The sequence below is a fragment of the Mucilaginibacter sp. OK098 genome, assembly GCF_900142915.1.
Taxonomy (GTDB): Bacteria; Bacteroidota; Bacteroidia; order Sphingobacteriales; family Sphingobacteriaceae; genus Mucilaginibacter.
Genome location: NZ_FRCM01000005.1, coordinates 671,687 through 690,579 on the forward strand (window position 1 = coordinate 671,687; position 18,893 = coordinate 690,579).

At 41.5% G+C, this 18,893-nt stretch carries 21 protein-coding genes; 4 read left to right on the forward strand and 17 right to left on the reverse strand.

The genetic code is table 11. The features are described from left to right. Positions 1 to 290: 290 nt before the first annotated feature. The 3 genes from BUE31_RS19595 to BUE31_RS19605 all read right to left on the reverse strand — a co-directional run bounded on the left by BUE31_RS19595 (position 291) and on the right by BUE31_RS19605 (position 3,219). Positions 291 to 1,466, reverse strand: a complete 1,176-nt coding sequence (locus BUE31_RS19595) for a L,D-transpeptidase scaffold domain-containing protein (protein ID WP_073405506.1) — start codon at positions 1,464 to 1,466, stop codon at positions 291 to 293. Between the two features lie 63 nt (positions 1,467 to 1,529). Then, entirely contained in the window at positions 1,530 to 2,315 is a 786-nt protein-coding gene (locus BUE31_RS19600) for a universal stress protein (protein WP_073405507.1), read from the reverse strand. 73 nt (positions 2,316 to 2,388) lie between these two features. Next, entirely contained in the window at positions 2,389 to 3,219 is an 831-nt protein-coding gene (locus BUE31_RS19605; RefSeq protein ID WP_073405573.1) for a DUF6544 family protein, read from the reverse strand. A gap of 275 nt (positions 3,220 to 3,494) precedes the next feature. Between BUE31_RS19605 and BUE31_RS19610 the strand changes: the two genes are divergently transcribed. Genes BUE31_RS19610 through BUE31_RS19620 form a run of 3 tightly spaced genes read left to right on the forward strand, consistent with a single transcriptional unit; the run spans position 3,495 to position 6,195 of the window. Next, positions 3,495 to 4,682 carry a PAS domain-containing sensor histidine kinase gene (locus BUE31_RS19610; protein ID WP_073405508.1) on the forward strand — a complete coding sequence of 396 codons (1,188 nt, stop codon included), beginning with the start codon at positions 3,495 to 3,497 and terminating at the stop codon, positions 4,680 to 4,682. Then, positions 4,679 to 5,731, forward strand: coding sequence for a response regulator (locus BUE31_RS19615; RefSeq protein WP_073405509.1), 1,053 nt, complete (start codon positions 4,679 to 4,681; stop codon positions 5,729 to 5,731). Before BUE31_RS19610 ends, BUE31_RS19615 begins: the two co-directional genes overlap by 4 nt. Positions 5,732 to 5,742: 11 nt before the next feature. Beyond that, complete coding sequence (locus tag BUE31_RS19620; RefSeq protein ID WP_073405510.1) at positions 5,743 to 6,195, forward strand: pyridoxamine 5'-phosphate oxidase family protein; 453 nt, start codon at positions 5,743 to 5,745, stop codon at positions 6,193 to 6,195. Between the two features lie 48 nt (positions 6,196 to 6,243). Here BUE31_RS19620 and BUE31_RS19625 read toward each other — a convergent pair whose 3' ends face one another. The 9 genes from BUE31_RS19625 to BUE31_RS19670 form a co-directional block, all read right to left on the reverse strand. Continuing rightward, a complete protein-coding gene (locus BUE31_RS19625; RefSeq protein ID WP_073405511.1) occupies positions 6,244 to 6,702 on the reverse strand; it encodes a BON domain-containing protein in 459 nt (152 codons plus the stop codon). Between the two features lie 4 nt (positions 6,703 to 6,706). Further along, positions 6,707 to 7,567 (reverse strand): universal stress protein, encoded by an 861-nt coding sequence (locus BUE31_RS19630; protein ID WP_073405512.1) that lies wholly within the window; start codon positions 7,565 to 7,567, stop codon positions 6,707 to 6,709. A 189-nt stretch (positions 7,568 to 7,756) separates the two neighbouring features. Further along, a complete protein-coding gene (locus tag BUE31_RS19635) occupies positions 7,757 to 9,121 on the reverse strand; it encodes a hypothetical protein (RefSeq protein WP_073405513.1) in 1,365 nt (454 codons plus the stop codon). A 10-nt stretch (positions 9,122 to 9,131) separates the two neighbouring features. Next, complete coding sequence (locus BUE31_RS19640; RefSeq protein WP_073405514.1) at positions 9,132 to 9,761, reverse strand: YceI family protein; 630 nt, start codon at positions 9,759 to 9,761, stop codon at positions 9,132 to 9,134. A 388-nt stretch (positions 9,762 to 10,149) separates the two neighbouring features. Next, on the reverse strand, positions 10,150 to 10,587 hold the full coding sequence (locus BUE31_RS19650) for a hypothetical protein (RefSeq protein WP_073405516.1): 438 nt from the start codon (positions 10,585 to 10,587) through the stop codon (positions 10,150 to 10,152). A 29-nt stretch (positions 10,588 to 10,616) separates the two neighbouring features. Continuing rightward, positions 10,617 to 11,168: a YceI family protein gene (locus tag BUE31_RS19655; protein WP_234997869.1), complete on the reverse strand. Its 552-nt coding sequence runs from the start codon at positions 11,166 to 11,168 to the stop codon at positions 10,617 to 10,619. Between the two features lie 65 nt (positions 11,169 to 11,233). Beyond that, positions 11,234 to 11,641 (reverse strand): hypothetical protein, encoded by a 408-nt coding sequence (locus BUE31_RS19660; RefSeq protein WP_073405518.1) that lies wholly within the window; start codon positions 11,639 to 11,641, stop codon positions 11,234 to 11,236. Position 11,642: 1 nt separating this feature from the next. Further along, positions 11,643 to 12,680 (reverse strand): zinc-dependent alcohol dehydrogenase family protein, encoded by a 1,038-nt coding sequence (locus BUE31_RS19665; RefSeq protein WP_073405519.1) that lies wholly within the window; start codon positions 12,678 to 12,680, stop codon positions 11,643 to 11,645. A gap of 89 nt (positions 12,681 to 12,769) precedes the next feature. Beyond that, a complete protein-coding gene (locus BUE31_RS19670) occupies positions 12,770 to 13,642 on the reverse strand; it encodes a universal stress protein (protein ID WP_073405520.1) in 873 nt (290 codons plus the stop codon). 250 nt (positions 13,643 to 13,892) lie between these two features. Here BUE31_RS19670 and hemN point away from each other — a divergent pair, with 250 nt between their 5' ends. Beyond that, positions 13,893 to 15,245, forward strand: a complete 1,353-nt coding sequence (gene hemN / locus BUE31_RS19675; RefSeq protein WP_073405521.1) for an oxygen-independent coproporphyrinogen III oxidase — start codon at positions 13,893 to 13,895, stop codon at positions 15,243 to 15,245. Positions 15,246 to 15,369: 124 nt separating this feature from the next. Here hemN and BUE31_RS19680 read toward each other — a convergent pair whose 3' ends face one another. From BUE31_RS19680 to BUE31_RS19700, 5 genes are read right to left on the reverse strand one after another with little or no spacing between them, the layout of a single operon-like run. Next, complete coding sequence (locus BUE31_RS19680) at positions 15,370 to 16,047, reverse strand: sulfite exporter TauE/SafE family protein (RefSeq protein WP_073405522.1); 678 nt, start codon at positions 16,045 to 16,047, stop codon at positions 15,370 to 15,372. Continuing rightward, positions 16,044 to 16,457, reverse strand: coding sequence for a FixH family protein (locus tag BUE31_RS19685; protein ID WP_073405523.1), 414 nt, complete (start codon positions 16,455 to 16,457; stop codon positions 16,044 to 16,046). The genes BUE31_RS19680 and BUE31_RS19685 overlap by 4 nt, the downstream gene beginning before the upstream one ends. Positions 16,458 to 16,461: 4 nt before the next feature. Then, complete coding sequence (ccoG, locus tag BUE31_RS19690; RefSeq protein ID WP_073405524.1) at positions 16,462 to 17,829, reverse strand: cytochrome c oxidase accessory protein CcoG; 1,368 nt, start codon at positions 17,827 to 17,829, stop codon at positions 16,462 to 16,464. Between the two features lie 6 nt (positions 17,830 to 17,835). After that, the gene (locus BUE31_RS19695; RefSeq protein ID WP_073405525.1) at positions 17,836 to 18,705 is read right to left on the reverse strand and encodes a cbb3-type cytochrome c oxidase N-terminal domain-containing protein; all 870 of its coding nucleotides are present in this window, start codon (positions 18,703 to 18,705) and stop codon (positions 17,836 to 17,838) included. Beyond that, positions 18,702 to 18,893, reverse strand: coding sequence for a hypothetical protein (locus tag BUE31_RS19700; protein WP_073405526.1), 192 nt, complete (start codon positions 18,891 to 18,893; stop codon positions 18,702 to 18,704). The genes BUE31_RS19695 and BUE31_RS19700 overlap by 4 nt, the downstream gene beginning before the upstream one ends.

Sequence of the window (18,893 nt, forward strand, 5' to 3'; positions counted from 1 at the left end):
TGAAGGAGATTTGCGGTGTTAGTAATCAATAATTGACTTGTAAATAATTTGTTGTGTTTTTTTAAAGGATGGATTTTAATTTTTTTACATTTTTTGGGGACAGCTGACTAAATAATAATCATGAGCAATAATAGGGTAGTGAAAGTATTTCATCGCAAATTGAGTCAGGGAAAATCGCAAGTCGTTTTTTAGCAGGGATAAAGGTCAAGATGAATTCTTAGCTATACTTAAACGTTGTTTATCGTCTGTAAATAGTTCGTATCTAAAATATGCTATGGTATTGTGCCAATTCAAAGCTTTTCTGCACGGTATAGAGCCCTTTCAAGCTTTTCGTCCCGGTGGTCAATGTCTTTATAGCTAATTAGCACGCCATCCTGCATTTCGCAGGTATAATATGTTACATAAACGGCCAACGGCTTTGTCAATTGAAAATGCCTCGCTCCTCTGTTGCCAACCTGGCGGCCGTATAATAGCGAAGCTAATTTACCGGCATTTTGCACGGTGATAAAATTATTAGCTATCAATTGCTTCCCTTCAGCCGGGATTGTCAGCGGATTTTTTTTCTGGCCTAACACCATTGTGCCGTTATCGGCAACGAATTCATTGAACGAGGAAGGTAAATTGCCAAAGACTCCACTTTTTATTTTAAACCTGTAAACAGTGTCGTTGATATAATAGCTTAATATTTTCGACGGTACATTGATTGCTATGAAATTATTAACGTTACCATCCACCCAGCGCATCCTTTCAAGGTTAACCGCCATCAGCCTTATTTCGCTTTCAGGCGTTTCATAACAGTCGCCGGTATAGAGCCCGGTAACCAGGTGCATTTTATACTGCAGAGATTTGTAAGATGCCGATGTTGGCTGGGCGCTGATAATTGCGCTGTAAAAATCCTTTTGAGCAAGGGCATTTGCCAGGATAACTTCAGCCCGGAAACCAGTTCCTGTTTTCTTGTCTATTTTAGCTGGCGGCCACTCCAGGTTCAGCCGGCCATAGTGCAGGTTGTTTGCAAAAGCAATTACCGCATCTGTTAACATAATATCATAAAGCGCTGTTTGCCGGTTATTTGATTTGCCGGAATTTTCAATAAGCTCATGAAGCTTGGGGTAGAGCAATTGAGAGGGATGATAATCAGAATGATTCAATCCATATTGTATTACGCAGTCCAGCAAAAGCATAGCATCCCAGGCATGGGTTTTTACTGTATCCGGCGCTATCCAGGCAAGCCGGAATCCAGCCGCTTTATAAAACCTTTCTACAGAATTAGGATAATATAATTCATTTCGGTGTGCTGCTAATTGTGCACGGATAGCGGTTGTATCTGCTGCCTTCAAATTTGAGGCTGCGAGTAGCAGCAATAGTGAAACATAACATCTGGTTAACCGCTTGACTTTTCGCATCGTTTTATAATTTATGCTGTAAAGTTCATTAATAGTTATTGGCTGTTCGATGATCTGGATCATTCTAAAACCTGATGTTCAGCACTATTTGAAAAATTACCGGCTTAATTTCCTATAAAAAAGCAATTAAGATGGGAAGATAAGCAAAGGAATAGTGATGTGCGCAGGAAGCGTCGCAGCTAAATACCTCCCTATAATTTCCTCGAAATGAAACCTGTGGTTAACCAGTACCAGCAGGTCATTATGCATACCATTGATAATCACGTCTACAGCAGTTAACAGATTATCCTCCTTGATATTGTTAAAAAATAACTGCTCATACTTAACATTGCAAGCAACCTGGTCATTAAACAATTGCAAGGCATATTTTTGTTCGATGCCCGGCAATCCCTTTGCTGATAAATGTGCAATTAAAAGATCTGCCTGGTATGGTTTTGCGAAAAGAGCCAGGTATTGAACTATTTTAATCCTACAGTAACGCAAGTCGGCGATATAAACCAGGCGCTCAACTTGTTTTATCGGCCAACCGACTGGGACCAACATCAGCGGGCAAAGTACCTTATTGAGTATGGTATGAACGTTCAACCTGCTGCCGGTAGCAGGAAGGTGACCGCCCATCCCTTTAATCATCATCCATACCTGGTTGTTGTTTACAACACAGGCCATTTGATTTTCATCCATAGCCGAAACATCGAGTTCCTCTGTGCCCGGATGTAATGTTTCTGCCTGTTGTCCGGTATGTTTATCACTTTGAATAGTATCGGCCATTGTCTTTTCAGTAACCCTGGTGCTTATTTTACAAGTGCTTGCCAGTAAAATATTTGCCCCTATATGTTCAGCAATATTCAATGCGAATTCCAAAGCGTGTTTGGCTTCGGGCGAGTTATCATTAAAAACAAGAATGGTTTTCATTTTACCGGGATTAAAGGACTATCAGCCCGGTTGTAAAGCTCAGCAATAGTGTATAAACATTATATGACGCCCATCATAAAACCAACTGTTTGTTGTCAAATTTTCGCGGAATATCATACTCTATTTTTATAACATTGAACTTTGCATAACTGAAGTCGCCTTTTGGTAATTTCCATATGGCTTCAATGCTTGTTGGTACCATTATGCCGTTCATTTCTTTGTAATTACCCAATTTACCTACCCATGTTTCCAGGCTTTCTTCGCCCATGTACCGTTTAGTTTCAAATTGAGTTATCTCCCCTTTGTTGTTAAAAGTTACGATATAACAGCAGGACAGTTCGTTGTGGTTAAAGGTTAGTTTTGCTGTATGGGTATCAATTGCAGTCCAACCTAAGTTTTTGCCGGGCAATAAATTTGTAGGGAACCAAACATTTTCGGCGAGCCATCTCAACAGTTCTCCCTGGCTAATTTTTTCGCCTTCTGCGTTTACAATATTGTAAAGAGAAAACAGTGAAACTATCAGCCTTCCCTTACCCCTTATATACATATCACGTGCAGTAAACATCCAGGTTTTGCCTTTCCATATAAAACCGGGCTTTTCCATAGTGAAATATTGTTCCCCTTTTATGCTTGCCCATTTTTTATCCGGGCCAGCTTTAAATTGCCCTGTATGTATTAGCCTGGCGTAATTAATATACGGCTGACCTTCGGTTAATATGTGCTTAAAATACCGCTGAACAGGCTCAGGCAAACCGACTAGTTGCCGGTAAGAAAATTTTTTATGTGAAACCGAATTCGATAGGGCGAACAGTTCTTTTACCTCGTTATTAAATTGATGAGATAGCCTTACTCTCTTCAAAAAAATGATGACGAGTATTCCGGTTATTATAAATAATATTACCATAGGTTTTATATATTGCAAGTACATGGCCGCTAATCAATAATTTTAATGCTGCGTTCGTCATTTGCGTTTCCTTTAAAATGTAAATGGCTGGCTCGCTTTTGCATCGCCAATCCGTTTATCAGCAAAACTACCTGTAGCTGCTTCCGTTAAAAATGACTGCTATGCTTGCAAAAAGTGACGGGCATCACTTTTTTACTTGAAACTAATCACCTATTATTCCGTTTGCTATATTAATCTTTGCAACTACATATCTTTTGCCATACCAATACCCTCCAATGGAAAATGCCGCACTTTTAATTGCTATTATTCAAAATGCCATAGATGGGATTATTACCATTGATGAGCGCGGGCTTGTTGAGCTTATTAATCCATCTGCCTGTAAATTATTTGGTTACCAGCCTGATGAAGTTATCGGCAAAAATATATCCATCCTGATGCCGTCGCCGGATAAGGACCAGCACGATGAATACCTGGCGCGTTACCAGCGCACGGGGCAAGCGCGTATGATAGGCATAGGTCGCGAGGTACAAGGCTGCCGTAAAGACGGGACCATTTTCCCGTTTCGTTTAGGATTGAGCGAAGTACAATATTCAGGGCGAAAGATCTATACCGGCTTTATTCATGACCTCAGCAAGGAAAAAGAGGCCGAGGACTTGCTTAAAGATTATGCCCTTCACCTGGAAGAACTGGTGGAAGAGCGTACTCATTCCCTGAACGATACCGTACAGGCGTTGCAACTGGCTAAAGAAGAGATTGGTGTATCGCTTGAAAAAGAAAAAGAGCTGAACCTGCTTAAAAGCCGGTTTGTTTCTATAGCCTCGCACGAGTTTCGTACGCCATTAACCTCGATACAATTATCAGCTTCTTTAATAGAAAAGTATGCGGAGTCATTTCATACTGTAAACATCGCGAAGCATGTGGCTAAAATAAAAAGTGCAGTATTTAATCTTACCGCTATCCTAAACGATTTTCTTTCTATTGAGAAGATCGAAGCCGGGAAAGAAGAGGCTGTTTACAGCGTTTTCAACCTCGTGAAGCTTTCGGAGGAAATAACCCAGGAAATGCAGGTAATAGCCAAACAAAACCAGAATATTGTTTACCATCATACAGGGTCACAAAACTCCGTCAAACTCGACAAAAACCTGCTAAAAAACTGTATCAGTAATTTAATTACCAACGCGATCAAGTATTCCGGAGAAAATACACTGATAGCCTTTAATACGGAGATTAATGCAAATAGCAGCATAATAACCGTAAAAGATAACGGCATAGGCATTCCGGAGGCTGATCAGAAACATTTATTTGAAGCATTTTTCCGCGCACATAACACCGGGACAATTCCCGGAACAGGGCTTGGGCTCAATATAGTTGCCCGTTATACTGAGCTGATGAATGGGACGATAGATTTTAAAAGCACGGTTAACAAAGGCACATTATTCACCATTACATTTCCAGGAACATGAGTAAAAAAGTACTGATCATTGAAGATAATAATGATATCCGGGATAACATTATTGAAATATTGGAATTGGCAAACTACGAAGTACAAGGCGCCAAAAACGGAAAAGAAGGAGTTGAATTTGCGACGAAGAATATTCCCGATATTATTTTGTGCGATATAATGATGCCCGAAATGGATGGCTATGGTGTGCTGTATATGCTGAACAAAAAGCCGGAAACCAGCGCAATTCCCTTCATCTTTTTAACTGCAAAGGCAGAACGCGTGGATCTGCGAAAAGGAATGGAAATGGGTGCCGACGATTACCTAACCAAGCCTTTTGATGACATGGAGCTTTTAAATGCCATTGAAAGCAGGTTAAAGAAAAAAGAGAACGATGTGGCATTTTACAGCAAGTCCCTCGACAAATTGAATACCCTGGTATCAAAAAACGACGGACTGGCTGAACTACGAAAAATAATACAGGAACGCCGGACCAGGCAATTTAAAAAGAACCAGGTGATCTATTACGACGGCGATACCGGCAACGGCCTTTACCTCGTTATAAGCGGAAGGGTAAAAACTATTAAGCTATCAGAAGATGGCCGGGAATTAATGACCGGCATGTATGCAGCTGATGATTATTTGGGAGTGAACGTTATACTTGCTAATAACCCTTATTCGGATACCGCTACAGCTTTAGAAGACAGCGTGTTATGCCTGATCCCAAAAGATCAGATAGAACAGCTTTTAAATCTTTATCCTGTAGTAGCTAAAGAGTTTATTAAACTTTTATCAAACAATATCCGCGACAAGGAAGATCAATTATTACAATTGGCCTATCAGTCTGTCCGGAAAAAAATGGCGATAGCATTGCTGCGCCTGCACACGCAACAAAACGACAAGGACCTTCATATCCGGATCAGCCGGGAAGATCTCGCAGCCATGGCCGGCATGGCTACAGAAACGGTGAGCCGTACTTTATCTGATTTTAAGGAAGAGGGATTAATAGATAAAAAAGGGGGTACAATAACCTTGCTGAATATTGTAAACCTGGGCAAAATGAAAAATTAACAGGCTAAAATATGTTAGGGGAATTAAACGAAAACCAGGTAGAAGAGTTGCTGAAAAGCCAGCTTATCGGCCGAATCGGCTGCCATTCAAACGACACCACTTATGTGGTGCCCGTGAATTATTTATATGATGGAACCTATATTTATGCCCATTCCGCCAAAGGGATGAAAATAGATATGATGCGGAATAACCCGCAGGTTTGTTTTGAAGTGGATGATATTAAAAGTATCGTCAACTGGCAGAGTGTGATCCTTTGGGGAAAGTTTGAAGAAATAACAGCGTTGCCCGAAAAAGAGAAAATTATGCAAAAGCTTATTGACAGGATGGTCCCATTTATGACACATGGTGACGACCACCCCTCACATGGAATTACCTCCAATGCAAGTGATGTGGGTAACGATGTAGAATTAATTCTCTATAAAATTATAATTACTAAGAAAACGGGACGCTTCGAAAAGCATTAACAAGTGAAGAGAGGGCGTACCCTTTTAGTTTTCAAGATCGATGGACTGTTAAAAGTATGCCGGCACTGCAGCCGTAACGACAACATTATTAGTTAATACTTTTATTCCAGCCACGTTACCTGCCGATTTCATCGCTGCATCTTTTTGAAAATCCCGGTGTACTTCCCCCGATAGCGTAACATGACCATCTTCCACCATTACTTTTATCTGATCAGCCGGAACGAAGAAATTTAGTTTTAACGCCTTCAACACTTTAAGGGCAAGATTCGCATCGCTTTTATCAGTCGCGTTCCCAAAATTCACTTCAATTGCTTCCACCAATGCCTTTACGCCGGTTACATTTTTCGCTGCATCTTCGGCCTTCCATTTCCTGGCGTAGCTGTTAACTGTGCCGGTAAGCGTTACAATGCCACCCTTTGCCGAAACTCCAATAGCCGCGGCGTTTAATAAGGACTTGAACCCTATTGCATGCTCCACTTCTGTTTGTAATTGCTGATCATTTTTCATTTTTTCAATATTTTTGCGGGAAAACAAGTAAGGGAACAGGAATGTGCCCGGCCATTTTCTGTGTCTGGCTTCCCCTAAAAAGACTGTCTATAAAATTATGTGTACGGTGCACCATAGCCAGGATATCGATGTCCCCATGCTCACATAACCAATCCAAACCAGTTCCTGTATTGCCGCTTTTTACAACGCGGTAATAAATATGAGGATAGTCTGCTTTGTTAGACAGGTCTGTAACAAACGCCTTAATCCATTTCTGAAAATCCGGGGTTTGCGCCTTTTCGTTGTGAATATGGGTAAGCAATATTTCAGCGTTTAGCGGGCGCGCCAATGCTATTAAACGGTAGATGCATTTCAAATCCTCTTCAGGATTAGTAAAATCTGTAGCAAACGCTATTTTTTTTACTTGTTTTATTGGCGCTGCAGGGGGAACAAGTAGTAAGGGACTTGCAACAACATCAATCATCTGGCGGCTGTGGTTACCCAGCAATAAAGTGGATAGGCCGCTGCTTCCGTGGGTCCCGATGATAACCAGGTCAATCTCCTGGCTGTCTACCATGTGGTTTACAATATCTATAACCCTGCCTGATCCATTGAGATAACTGATGGATGGTTTGTAACCATCTCCCTGGGGAGCGCTTTCCAGGTGTAATTTAATGCGTTTAAGTTCAGCATTACTGTCCTGTAACAGGATATCCGATTCCTCCATTGGCCATGCAATCATTCCGGATTGCGGCATCTCTGCAGGAATGATGACTGCGTTACAAAGAATTACGCGCGCTTTTACCTGTTTTGCCAGGTTGTACCCGTATGCAGCGGCATGCATAGCGTTAGCCGAAAAATCGGTCGGGAAAAGAAATTTTTTCATTTGTATTGATTTAACCTGATGTAAAGGTGAGTATTTAGCAGCAGCTTAATAATGATGCAAATCATATTATAAGATGATTTGCAGATTGTTTTATCAAAATATTGAAGAATAAAAAGCATCAAATGCTGCTGATAAGCCTTGTTTATAAGACCTATCAGCAGCTATTCAATTATTAAGTTTTGCTATTGATTAAAACCCGATGGATGCTTCCAGCATCACGCCATGAAATTTACCTCCGTTGAGAATATTAGTGTTCGGATAATTCAGGTATTCCTGGTTTACATATTCTGCTTTCATCATGATGTTTTTTGTCAGAAACCAACCCAGTGAACCTGCTTCACGATTAATTTTCACATCGCCAATACCTGCAAGGTCAGCTGTTACTGTATTGTAGCGGAAGCCTACCCAAAAGTTTTCCTTATTTTCAGGAAACCTGTAAACCACGTCGCCAGCATATTGGGTAGCCCAGCGGTTGCCGGTTTCTGTAATCCCACGGCCGGTTGCGTTTTCAGCGGTACCGAAGAACTCCAGTCCTTTATATTTCAAAAACAGGTTCCCCATATAAGTATGTACCTCTTCGCTAAAACCAGGATTTAGCCTGCCAGAAAATGCGCTGTAGTCAACCGCGTTACTTAGCGTTGTGGCATTTGCTACCGCCTGGTTCTCCATTATATTAAAGTAATGTGAACCGGTGCGGTCACCGCCAAAAAGGGTATTACTATTACAACTGTTAACGGTATAAAATGATCCGGAGATCCTAATCCTGAAATCTTTATTAAGCTGCTTATCGAAACCCAACTTACCAAGAAAGGCGGCATCATACCTGTTGGGCTGCCCGGTTTTTGCGTCAATCTTTGAGCCTGCAATAACAGTTTCATTGAGCTCTCCGTCAGTTATTCCCGCCATGGCGAATACACCAGACTTGTCGTGATAGTAAAATTGGGCGCCAAGCTCGGTAGAGAATTCGTCCATGATATAGTTTTCTACAAATGGATTGAAAATGGTGTTGCCGCCGTCACTTCTCCTATAGTGCTGATCGCCATAATCCACATCGTTCTGGCCAATTCTTACAGTAACACTTTTCATTATCTGGTCGATAAAATCACTGTGGAGGAAAAGTAATTTATCAAATTGGATATAGCCTCCTTTTACCCAGGTATCCTCGTGGTGGCGCGATGCCAGGTATTGGGTTAGGTTCATCCGAATTCCGTCGGCCAGCTGTACATCAACATTCAGATTAGCCATTGGTAACTGGAAAGCGTGAGTTAGCGGGATAAGGCTGTTTACATTGCCTGTAAAACCTGGTTTTGTTAGTGGCATGGCAGTATTTGATTGCCCCAGCGCCTGGAAGGTAAGCTCAAAATTACCACCAATTTTCACTTTCAGGCCGGTAAACTTAACCGTATCCAGTTTTGATGTCTCAAAAACATTGATGCCCTGCTGGCTGTTCGGACGAAAATATTGTATCGTTTCCTGCGCTTTAACAGCTGTCGTTATAAGGCTAAGTCCTGCAATAATAAGTAAGCCTATTATGGTAAATATTTTATTTTTCATGATGTTGTAATTAATTTGTTTTAGTTAAAAGCTGGTTATTTTTATATACCAGGTTGAATTGAATAGTAAGATCATTTTTTACTTTCATTGCACCCAGCATAAAGCTTGGCGGATCAATTTTGTAATCGGTCAATTGAATTTTTTGCGATCCGGTGCAGCTGATGGTATTGTCTGCGTTAACAACCGCGCTTACATTTAATACAATGGTTTGGGTGTTTCCGGCTATTGTAAGGTCTCCGGTTGCTTTAATGGCGTATTTGTTTTTTTGAACCAGCGTAACCACTGCCGAACTCAGCTTATATGTCACTGTGGGAAATTTGTCCGCCTTAATGGTTTTATAAGTCCGGTTGTCCATTGATTCATGATCGCTTTTTAAACTCTTAACGTCTACAGCAAAGCTGAATGAGCGAAGTGACCGGAGCTGGTCGCCTTCAAATTTAAAATCGCCCTGGCTTTCAAGCCCTGTTGCAGTTTCTGTCCAGTCATGAACATTTGATGAGCCCAGCACTTTAATGGCTACATCCTTGCCTGGCAATAATTTATAAATGGCCTGAGCCCGCAGGAATTGCGGCATTACTAAAAAAATAATTACAGCCATTATAGTAGTGGTAGCTGCAATCTGCTTGTTTAAATCTTTCATTTTTGTGGTTTTAGTGTATGCTCAAATGTGAGGTATATACACCGGGTAGAAAATGATGATGGTGAGGGTTATGGGTGATGCTTAACGGCATTTTAAATGATGGGCATCATTTAAAACGGGGGTTGTATTGGGTTTATTAATAGGTTAGGCGTGAGTTCGATATAAAGGCTGGTAGCATAGTATCTGATTATCAGATACTTGCATTTTGCTAAAAAGCAAACATGCTGATAATGAGCGTGTTTCACAGCGTTCCGGGTGTTCCATGTGCAAAAATGGAACGCTTTGCCGGGCGTGGATACACTGTTAAAAAAAGTATTTTCAAGCATTTCCCGGTGGTTGGGCTTTACACATTTTAAGGCTTCATCGGCGGTTGTGTAAGTTGGATCGCTCATAGCTGACTTACAAACACATTACATTCTGTCTTCATTAAATCTTCTGCAAAAACGAACAACAACTTTTTAACCTCTTTAATAGCTTCAAACAGCGTTTTTATCTCTGTTTCCAATGCGGCGAATTGTTCAATCAGATCCATGCCGATCTCCTTTTTTGTTTCGTTGATAAGAATTCCAAGCTGTTTTAAAAGTTCCGTAATTTTATTTTTCATGCGGGGTATGTTTGCATCATGCCGGGCCAATGCTTTGTTAAAACCCTCAATTTTATTGAGCTGTTCATTTTTAAGCGCCGGGACTAAATAATTATTGATCATCTTTCTTAAAAACCTGATCTCATGCTCTGCAAAATGGAGATCAGATAACCAGTGTTTGCTTTCCAGGTAGAGCTCTTGTAATTCATCATCAAGCTGCGGGTCTTTTATTATTATTTTCATGATTACTGTTACTAATAGTGTAAATTGATTTAATTGATAGTTTTTATATTTAAATGAAATTCGACGCTTAGTTTGTCTCTTGTTTTGATCATCCCGCCTAACTTCCTGGGGGGTATGAGGTTAAAATCAGAAAAGTTGATATCCCGTGAACCTCCTAAATGAATGATTTTTTGGGCATCCTCCGTGATCTGGTAGCTCACCTCGAAACGCTTGCTGATGCCTGCAATTTCTATATTCACCATACCAGTTATAAATGCGGGTTGCGCATTTAGTCCAGGGAGCTCGCTTAATGAAAGGAAAGTGATATGAAGTTGCGGAAACTGTTTTTCCTTCAGTGTTTTCCTTAGGTCGGCAGTCATCATCGAGTTATGGCAATCAAAGCCCTTAACATTCAGGCTAATGGTTCCGGATAGCACAATTTCCTTTTCGCCTTTGCTTACCGTAAGCGTATCAATGTGATCATAGGCCGCAATCTGGCACGAAAATTTATTGATGTTGGTAGTTCCGTTAACACAAAGGTTGCTATTTTCACAAATCAGCCACTTTTTTGTTCCGGTTGGTTTATTAAAATTAACAGGCATAAAAAAGCTTGTGATTAAAAGAAATACCGGGCATCCCCATAAAAAAAATCTGTGGCGCATCTTCTTCAGGGATTAACTTTTGCGAACACGATCCCTGCTACAACAGCTTGTAACAATCCATATACTAACCAGCTGAGCACCATTATTACGGTAATGTCCAACGCGCTGAACGAGATCCACATTACTGGTACCAGGGCAATAACCGAATACACTAAGCCGAATTCTATCCCTCTCAGGAGTGGCAAACCTTTGAACATTCCTTTAAACCTGTCCCAAAACCAGGCAAGTGCGAAACTGAAGATAAAAGCATGCAGGTAAAAAAGCAGGTCCCTGCTGCCGTCTGAATTAAATAGCGGGTTATTATATTCGGTAAACAGCGATGGGAAGAACTTTACCGCTAAGTAAAGCCCCCCGTAACTGAGTACAAACAAAATACAGCCCGCTATTAATCCTGAAAAAAGGATCTTCTTCATCTTAGCTTTCCAATAATACTTTCAACGCTTTTTCCCTTGAGGCATGCTCAAATGTGTCATAAGCCTCTATCATCTGGTCAAGCTTAAAACGGTGAGTGATCAGTTTTTTTGGCTGGATCTTTTTGGATTGTACCGTTTTAAATAACATTGGCGTGGTAACCGTATCAACCAGCCGCGTAGTGATAGAAATGTTCCGGTCCCAAAGCTTTTCAAGATGAAGGCTTACACTTTTGCCATGTACACCTATGTTGGCAATATGACCGCCAGCCGCAATAATTTCTTCGCATAACTCAAAAGTTGCCGGCACGCCAACGGCTTCAATTGCCGTGTCAACGCCTTTGCCGCCGGTAAGCCCCATCACCTTTATAATTGCATTTTCAGTGGCGCTGTTAATGGTTTGCGTAGCGCCAAAAGTTTTGGCGACTTCCAGCCGGTTATCGTCCTGGTCTATCACAATGATTTCCGCCGGGGTATAAAACTGGGCGGTTAACAAAGCAGCCATACCCACAGGGCCAGCTCCTACAATGGCTATGGTATCACCTGGTTTCACCTGCCCGTTTAATACGCCGCATTCAAAACCTGTGGGTAAAATATCGCTTAACATAACCAGCGCCTCTTCGTCAGAACCTGCCGGGATTGGATAAAGGCTGTTATCAGCATAAGGGATTCTCACATATTCAGCCTGGGTGCCATTAATCATGTAGCCTAGTATCCAGCCCCCTTTTTCGCAATGCGAATACATGCCTTTTTTGCAATATTCACATTTACCGCAGGAGGTAACACAGGATATGATCACATGGTCCCCTTTTTTGAAATTGCTTACGGCGCTTCCCGTTTCTTCAATAACACCCACACCTTCGTGGCCTAAGATGCGGCCGGCTGCAACCTCGGGCATGTCACCCTTCATAATATGCAGGTCGGTACCGCAAATGGTTGTTTTAAGAACTTTTACAATAACATCCGTTGGTTCTATGATTACCGGTTTTGGTTGTTCTTCCCATGATTTTTCCCCCGGGGCGTAATAAACTAATGCTTTCATGTTTTTTATTTAATAAATGGTATGGAACAAATGTATCCGGTGAAACCACCGCAAGGAATGATCAGTATCACGGTAATAAATGATTGAGATCAAAATACAGGCAAGGCCTTAAGCGCGGTTGCACAGGGAAAGATCAGCAATGGCTTGGTAGCGCAAAGCGCAAGTTTCTGAACTACGCTCCGTTTTAATAATTTACTAAAGAAGCCGGCTTTGTGATGAACAAGCACCAGCAGGTCTATATCTACTTTCTTCATCAGCAATTTCAGGCTATCTATCACACTGCTATTTTGGATGTTGCGGTAAAGGATTTTGGGGTAATTTATTTTAAATGACACCTGGTTAAAGAATTGTTCGACGGTATGCTCATTCTCAGTCTTGCCGGGATCTACGTGGGCTATTAAAATGTCAGATCCGGAATATCCGGCCAATCCTGATAAAGATTGCAATACGCCGATGTCGCTATTGTTCATCGCGGTGGCGAAGGCAATGGTTTTATATGATTGAAAACGCACCTGGTAAGGGACCAGCAGAATAGGAAATTTCGCGTTATCGATAATTTTGCCGGCATGATTGCCTGATAGCAGCGTACTCAATAAACCGGCAGTGTGCGTGCTGATAACCGCCATCAGGATTTCCCTGTCAGCGGCAATATCGTTGAGTTTGTCAGCAATCAGGCCTTCCTTACTGCATTGTTCAATATCGGGCCGGAACTTGTTCCTGTTAACATCTTTATCCAGTGCATTTTTTAGTTCGCTCAATAATACGCCCAAATCGTCTATACTATTTGCTTCGGTATTTCCCATGGCCCACTGTTTAGTGTCTGCTATTTGTTCATCAGACGGACGCTCATATATATTAGATAATAATAAATTAGCCTCGGCTTGTTGTGCGAGCTCCAGGGCGTATTGAGCCGTGTAGGATGCGTTGATGGAAAAGTCAGTCAGTACCAATATAGTCTTCATAGCAATTTGATTTGATGTAAAGCTGAAGGTTAAAACCCGGAGAAATAATGATATATATCAGTAGTTTACATGAATGTGATCACTTTTTGAGGCTTGCTTTTAGAAATATTTACCCCCACAACAGCGCGATTAAACAAGGAACAATTTTCGCAGTGTGCTTCCCGATAAATGACGACCATCATTTTCCCTGCTGATCCCCATCAACTATTCAACACCTGTTAAGGCGTAGCTTTACACATAAAATTACCCAATGACAGATCTCACTGAAAAATATAACATAGCTGCTCCGCGTTACACCAGCTACCCAACCATGCCTTATTGGGACACTGCTGCTTTCAATTTGTCTGGTTGGACGGAGGCTGTAAGCCAGACATTTGAAATGACCAATCACAGGGATGGGATCAGCCTGTATATTCACTTGCCTTTTTGCGAAAATCTTTGTACCTATTGCGGCTGCAATACCCGGATAACAAAAAATCACCGGGTTGAGATTCCATACATTCAGGCAGTGTTAAAAGAATGGAAAATGTACAGGGAGTTAATGGAAGAAACGCCTGTTATCCGCGAAATTCATTTAGGTGGGGGCACACCAACTTTTTTTAGTGCAGAAAACCTTCAACTATTAATTAATGGCATATTGAATGATACAATTATTCACCCGGATGCCGAATTTAGTTTTGAGGCACATCCGGATAATACAACGATTGACCATCTGGAGACCCTGTATGATCTTGGATTTAAGAGGCTAAGCCTGGGCATCCAGGATTTTGACCCGAAAGTGCAGTTCATTATTAACCGCCGGCAAAGTTTTGAACAGGTACAGGTGATAACACAGCAAGCCCGTCGCATTGGTTATACTTCTGTTAACTATGACCTTATCTATGGCCTGCCCCTGCAAACTTTGGAGGGGCTCACCAATACGCTCAACCTGGTTTCGGAGCTTATGCCGGAACGGATAGCGTTTTACAGTTATGCGCATGTTCCCTGGTTAAAACCGGGGCAACGCCGTTTCACTGAACAGGATCTGCCGGATGCCGTTGCTAAATCTTTACTGTATGAAACAGGCAGGAAATTGTTAAAAAGCTATGGATACCTGGAAATAGGAATGGACCATTTTGCATTACCTGATGATACGCTTTTTTATGCGGAACGGTCAGGCAATCTGCACCGTAACTTTATGGGTTACACACATCACCACACCAAATTGCTGATCGGCCTTGGTGTATCTTCCATTAGTGACGCAGAAACAGCATTTTCTCAAAACGTTAAAGTTGTGGAAGACTACCTGCGCCTGGTAGATGAAGGCGTTCTGCCTGTTTTAAAGGGTCATTTATTAACAGGTGAAGACCTGATTATTCGCCTGCACATTTTGAATATCATGTGCAGAGGCAATACTAATTGGGATCCGGCTATAGAAACCTTTATTTCAGCCGCAGTTGTAAGGTTACAACCCCTCGCTGCAGACGGCCTGATCCGGCTTCATTCATCCGGATTTGAAGTAACTGAGCATGGCAGGCATTTTCTTAGAAATATTTGCATGGCGCTGGATGACCGGTTATGGAAAGCCCAGCCAGAAAGTCAGCAATTCAGCATGAGCCTGTGAAAAAATGCGCTTAACCTTTGATCCTAACGGCATTTTATATTAAAAAATTCTTTTTAAACTACCTGGGCTAATGTTTCTAGGCCTCAGTTTTGGGGAGCATTTAATTTTATTGCTGCCACATTAGTTAATGGCAAACGCTAATGCCCGATGCTTGCTTTTGAGGACTAAGGTAGGGAATATTTAAGCCCATACCCCTTATCATAAACCATAAGCCAAGGCAAACCATCAGGTAGGGCATTGCTTTATTGATGTGTCTGCGGATCACCGGACTGATAAAGCCACTGCCTACCATCGCCAGCAGCATCAAAGGAAATGTGCCAATGCCAAACCAAAACATATAGGCTGAAGCTGCTATTGGAGAAGAAGTATTGATAGCGCCGACAAGGGCAAGGTAAACAAATCCGCAGGGCAGGAACCCATTAAGTAAACCTACAACCAGGTGACCGGCTTTATGTCGAAGTGCATAATTTAACAGGCGGTTAACAGGTAACAATAACTTACTGCCGGGTAAATGAATTTTAAAGATCCTTGAAAAACCGGCCAATATAATAAGCAGGCCGCTCACAATGCTTACCCCCTGCTGCAGCCCGGATAGCCAGAGCTGCTTACCTATAAAACCGATAAGCAGGCCCAAAAATGAATAAGTAATTACACGACCAATATTATAAAGTAGTTTATCAGATACGATGAGCCACCAACGGGTTTGAAAGGATGGTACTGCCAGCGCAAGCGGCCCGCACATTCCTACACAATGAACGCTTCCAAACAAACCAATAAAAAAAGCGATCTCATTATTGCTCATTTTACAAATATTTCCGTGTTATACAGGTATGCCTTATTGTTGCTTTTCCATTCAAATACCAACTTCCATTTGCCTTTAATTAATTGCGATAAGGGAATCGTAACAACCTTGCCTTCTAATAGATAGCTTTTATCGGCAGCATCACTTGACGGCCTCATCAGCTTTACCTTTCCTTCAACAATTTGCGAAAATGTAACCAGGATAGAATCGGCATTGATTTTGATTACCGGCTCGGCGTGATCCTTTGTCACTTGTGCTTCGCGGTTATAATCATGATCGAAGTTTATCCCGTCCTCATAATATTGATGATCGTAATCATCCTTAGGAGACCTGAACATATACACACTCATGCCGCCTATAAACAGCACGAATGCTATTAAGATCAATACAGTTGCTTTTCCCCAGTTCATCGTTTTAATTATTTAACGGACCTACAAATGTGGTCGTAACGGTTTGTATAATTTTATTGCCTGATATCAGCTCTAATCGGACATCGGTTTTCAGTGAACGAATTTTATTTGCTGGGATAAGTATAAAAAACACTGCTTTTACCTCACCACCTTTACCTGCAATACCAGGAGCCTGGATGTATTTTAATTTGATACCGGGGTCTTCGGGCCTCAATATAATTGAACGGTTTGTATTGGCTTTATTGGTTATATCAGCATTATAAATATTACTGATATAACCATTGGGCTGTTCCTGGTAAAGCATGCCCGCGCCCCGCATAACTGTTATATCCATATCGGTACGGCTAAAAATAAAATAACCTAATACAACCATTAAAGCAGTTATTACTACACTATATCCCTTCATCCTGTTATTAAATGATGGCTTTTGCTGAGTACGGATCATTGTTTCGGAATAGTAGCCAACCAGGTTGCGCGGTTTATGGATTTTGTCCATCACCTCATCGCATGCATCTATACAAGCCGTACAGTTGATACATTCCATTTGCGTTCCGTTGCGGATATCTATCCCGGTTGGGCAAACCGCAACGCACAAACCACAATCAACACAGTCACCCTTTGTTGAAAATTCAGTGCGGTCTAATTTTCCGCGCGGTTCGCCCCTTACTTCGTTATAGGCAACCACCAATGTGTTTTCATCCATCAGTACACCCTGCAGCCTTCCGTAAGGACAAATCACTGTACAAACCAGCTCCCTCACCTGGCTGTAAACCAGGTAAAAAACGATGGTAAATACCCAAATGCTGAAAAAGCCTACCCAATGCAGATTGATGGGCTGCGTTATGATTTTAACCAGGTTTTCGCTTCCGATAATATAAGCCAAAAAGGTATTGGCAATTAAAAAAGACAGGACCAAGAACAGGAAATGTTTCAATGTCTTTTTCTGTACTTTATCCTTATCCCAGGGGCCGGCATCCAGTTTTTTTCTTTTGTTGGCATCGCCCTCAATCCAGATCTCCACTTTCCGGAAAACCATTTCCATAAATATAGTTTGCGGGCAGATCCATCCACAAAAGATGCGCCCAAAGGCAATGGTGAACAACACCACACAAACCACAAATACCAGCGATGCCAGCATGAACAGGAAGATATCCTGTGGCCAAAAAACCTGCCCAAGCAACACAAATTGCCTGTCGATTACATTAAGCATTAAAAATGGCTGCCCGTTGATTCGCAGGAACGGACCTGTAAAAAATAGAATGAGGTAGGCATAGCTCAGCCAGCTTCGCCATTTATAATACCGCCCCTTCCTTATCCATGGATACATCCATTTCCGTTCCCCGCTGTCACTTGCCTCCAGTAATGCATCCATTGTTTTTTAGTTTAAAGCCAGTTTAGCATCATTCTCTGCTTCCTTTACACCCTGAGGTGCTTTAGGGTTTGGCGGATTGCTGCCATGAATAGATTTTATATAGTTCACCACATCCGAGATCTGTTTAGGCGATAACACCTTTTCCCACGTTGGCATCCCTTTTGTTAAAACCCCGTATTTGACAGTCTTAAACAGATCGTTTATTTTACTGCCATGCAGCCAGTAATCATCGGTTAAATTCGGTCCTACATTGCCAGCTGCATTAGGCCCATGGCAGGCAACACAATTTTGCTGAAATATAGACTGGCCTGCAGTAATTACTGCAGGATCATGAACTAGTTTTACTGTATTTTCGTCCACCTGGTTTGCGGCTTTGCTTAAGTATATTTTTTTAGCAATGTCTGCCTGGGCCATTTCTGTTTTATATTCCTGGTATTGAAGCTGGCCGGTATGAAAAACATGATAATTAAGCAGATAGCCCACAGCGAAAATGATGGTACCGTAAAATAACCACATGAACCAGGCAGGGATAGGGTTATCCAGTTCCTGGATCCCGTCATAATCATGGGCGATCAGTATTTCCTTTTCTTCTGATAGCGGCCTTAGCGAAAGTAATTTGTTCCAAACTTCTGCTTTGACTTTTTTATCTTTCTTAGGTTTTACCGGGTTCATTTCTGCTTCTATCTGTTCTTTGGTATAGCCTTGTGATCTTAAAACTATCCTGGTGAGCACCTTAAATGTCCGCAGTAGTACAAGCATTACTATAAGGAACAATAAAAGCATCCCAATAATAGCGCCGTAACCTATATAGTTTTCTAAATCATCAGAAAGCATACTGTGATCGTCAATTACTGCAATGGTCAATAAATATTTCATAATGGTAATGATTGAGGTAATTCTTCCGTTCCGTCTTCCAATGGCAGATCACTCATGTAAGTTATGTGCTGTTTTTTGGTGATAAAAAGCAGGATGCTGACCACAACAAAAAACACAAGGAATATCCATAGGGAGAAGATCAGGTACATTTCCTTTCCTGAAATATCTTTTACAAATTGATCAAACAT

Excerpts from the sequence above, each read along its gene's own strand:
- BUE31_RS19595 (WP_073405506.1), bottom strand. The coding sequence starts at position 1,466 with ATGATCCAGATCATCGAACAGCCAATAACTATTAATGAACTTTACAGC.
- BUE31_RS19600 (WP_073405507.1), bottom strand. The coding sequence starts at position 2,315 with ATGAAAACCATTCTTGTTTTTAATGATAACTCGCCCGAAGCCAAACAC.
- BUE31_RS19605 (WP_073405573.1), bottom strand. The coding sequence starts at position 3,219 with ATGGTAATATTATTTATAATAACCGGAATACTCGTCATCATTTTTTTG.
- BUE31_RS19610 (WP_073405508.1), top strand. The coding sequence starts at position 3,495 with ATGGAAAATGCCGCACTTTTAATTGCTATTATTCAAAATGCCATAGAT.
- BUE31_RS19615 (WP_073405509.1), top strand. The coding sequence starts at position 4,679 with ATGAGTAAAAAAGTACTGATCATTGAAGATAATAATGATATCCGGGAT.
- BUE31_RS19620 (WP_073405510.1), top strand. The coding sequence starts at position 5,743 with ATGTTAGGGGAATTAAACGAAAACCAGGTAGAAGAGTTGCTGAAAAGC.
- BUE31_RS19625 (WP_073405511.1), bottom strand. The coding sequence starts at position 6,702 with ATGAAAAATGATCAGCAATTACAAACAGAAGTGGAGCATGCAATAGGG.
- BUE31_RS19630 (WP_073405512.1), bottom strand. The coding sequence starts at position 7,567 with ATGAAAAAATTTCTTTTCCCGACCGATTTTTCGGCTAACGCTATGCAT.
- BUE31_RS19635 (WP_073405513.1), bottom strand. The coding sequence starts at position 9,121 with ATGAAAAATAAAATATTTACCATAATAGGCTTACTTATTATTGCAGGA.
- BUE31_RS19640 (WP_073405514.1), bottom strand. The coding sequence starts at position 9,761 with ATGAAAGATTTAAACAAGCAGATTGCAGCTACCACTACTATAATGGCT.
- BUE31_RS19650 (WP_073405516.1), bottom strand. The coding sequence starts at position 10,587 with ATGAAAATAATAATAAAAGACCCGCAGCTTGATGATGAATTACAAGAG.
- BUE31_RS19655 (WP_234997869.1), bottom strand. The coding sequence starts at position 11,168 with ATGCCTGTTAATTTTAATAAACCAACCGGAACAAAAAAGTGGCTGATT.
- BUE31_RS19660 (WP_073405518.1), bottom strand. The coding sequence starts at position 11,641 with ATGAAGAAGATCCTTTTTTCAGGATTAATAGCGGGCTGTATTTTGTTT.
- BUE31_RS19665 (WP_073405519.1), bottom strand. The coding sequence starts at position 12,680 with ATGAAAGCATTAGTTTATTACGCCCCGGGGGAAAAATCATGGGAAGAA.
- BUE31_RS19670 (WP_073405520.1), bottom strand. The coding sequence starts at position 13,642 with ATGAAGACTATATTGGTACTGACTGACTTTTCCATCAACGCATCCTAC.
- hemN (WP_073405521.1), top strand. The coding sequence starts at position 13,893 with ATGACAGATCTCACTGAAAAATATAACATAGCTGCTCCGCGTTACACC.
- BUE31_RS19680 (WP_073405522.1), bottom strand. The coding sequence starts at position 16,047 with ATGAGCAATAATGAGATCGCTTTTTTTATTGGTTTGTTTGGAAGCGTT.
- BUE31_RS19685 (WP_073405523.1), bottom strand. The coding sequence starts at position 16,457 with ATGAACTGGGGAAAAGCAACTGTATTGATCTTAATAGCATTCGTGCTG.
- ccoG (WP_073405524.1), bottom strand. The coding sequence starts at position 17,829 with ATGGATGCATTACTGGAGGCAAGTGACAGCGGGGAACGGAAATGGATG.
- BUE31_RS19695 (WP_073405525.1), bottom strand. The coding sequence starts at position 18,705 with ATGAAATATTTATTGACCATTGCAGTAATTGACGATCACAGTATGCTT.
- BUE31_RS19700 (WP_073405526.1), bottom strand. The coding sequence starts at position 18,893 with ATGTTTGATCAATTTGTAAAAGATATTTCAGGAAAGGAAATGTACCTG.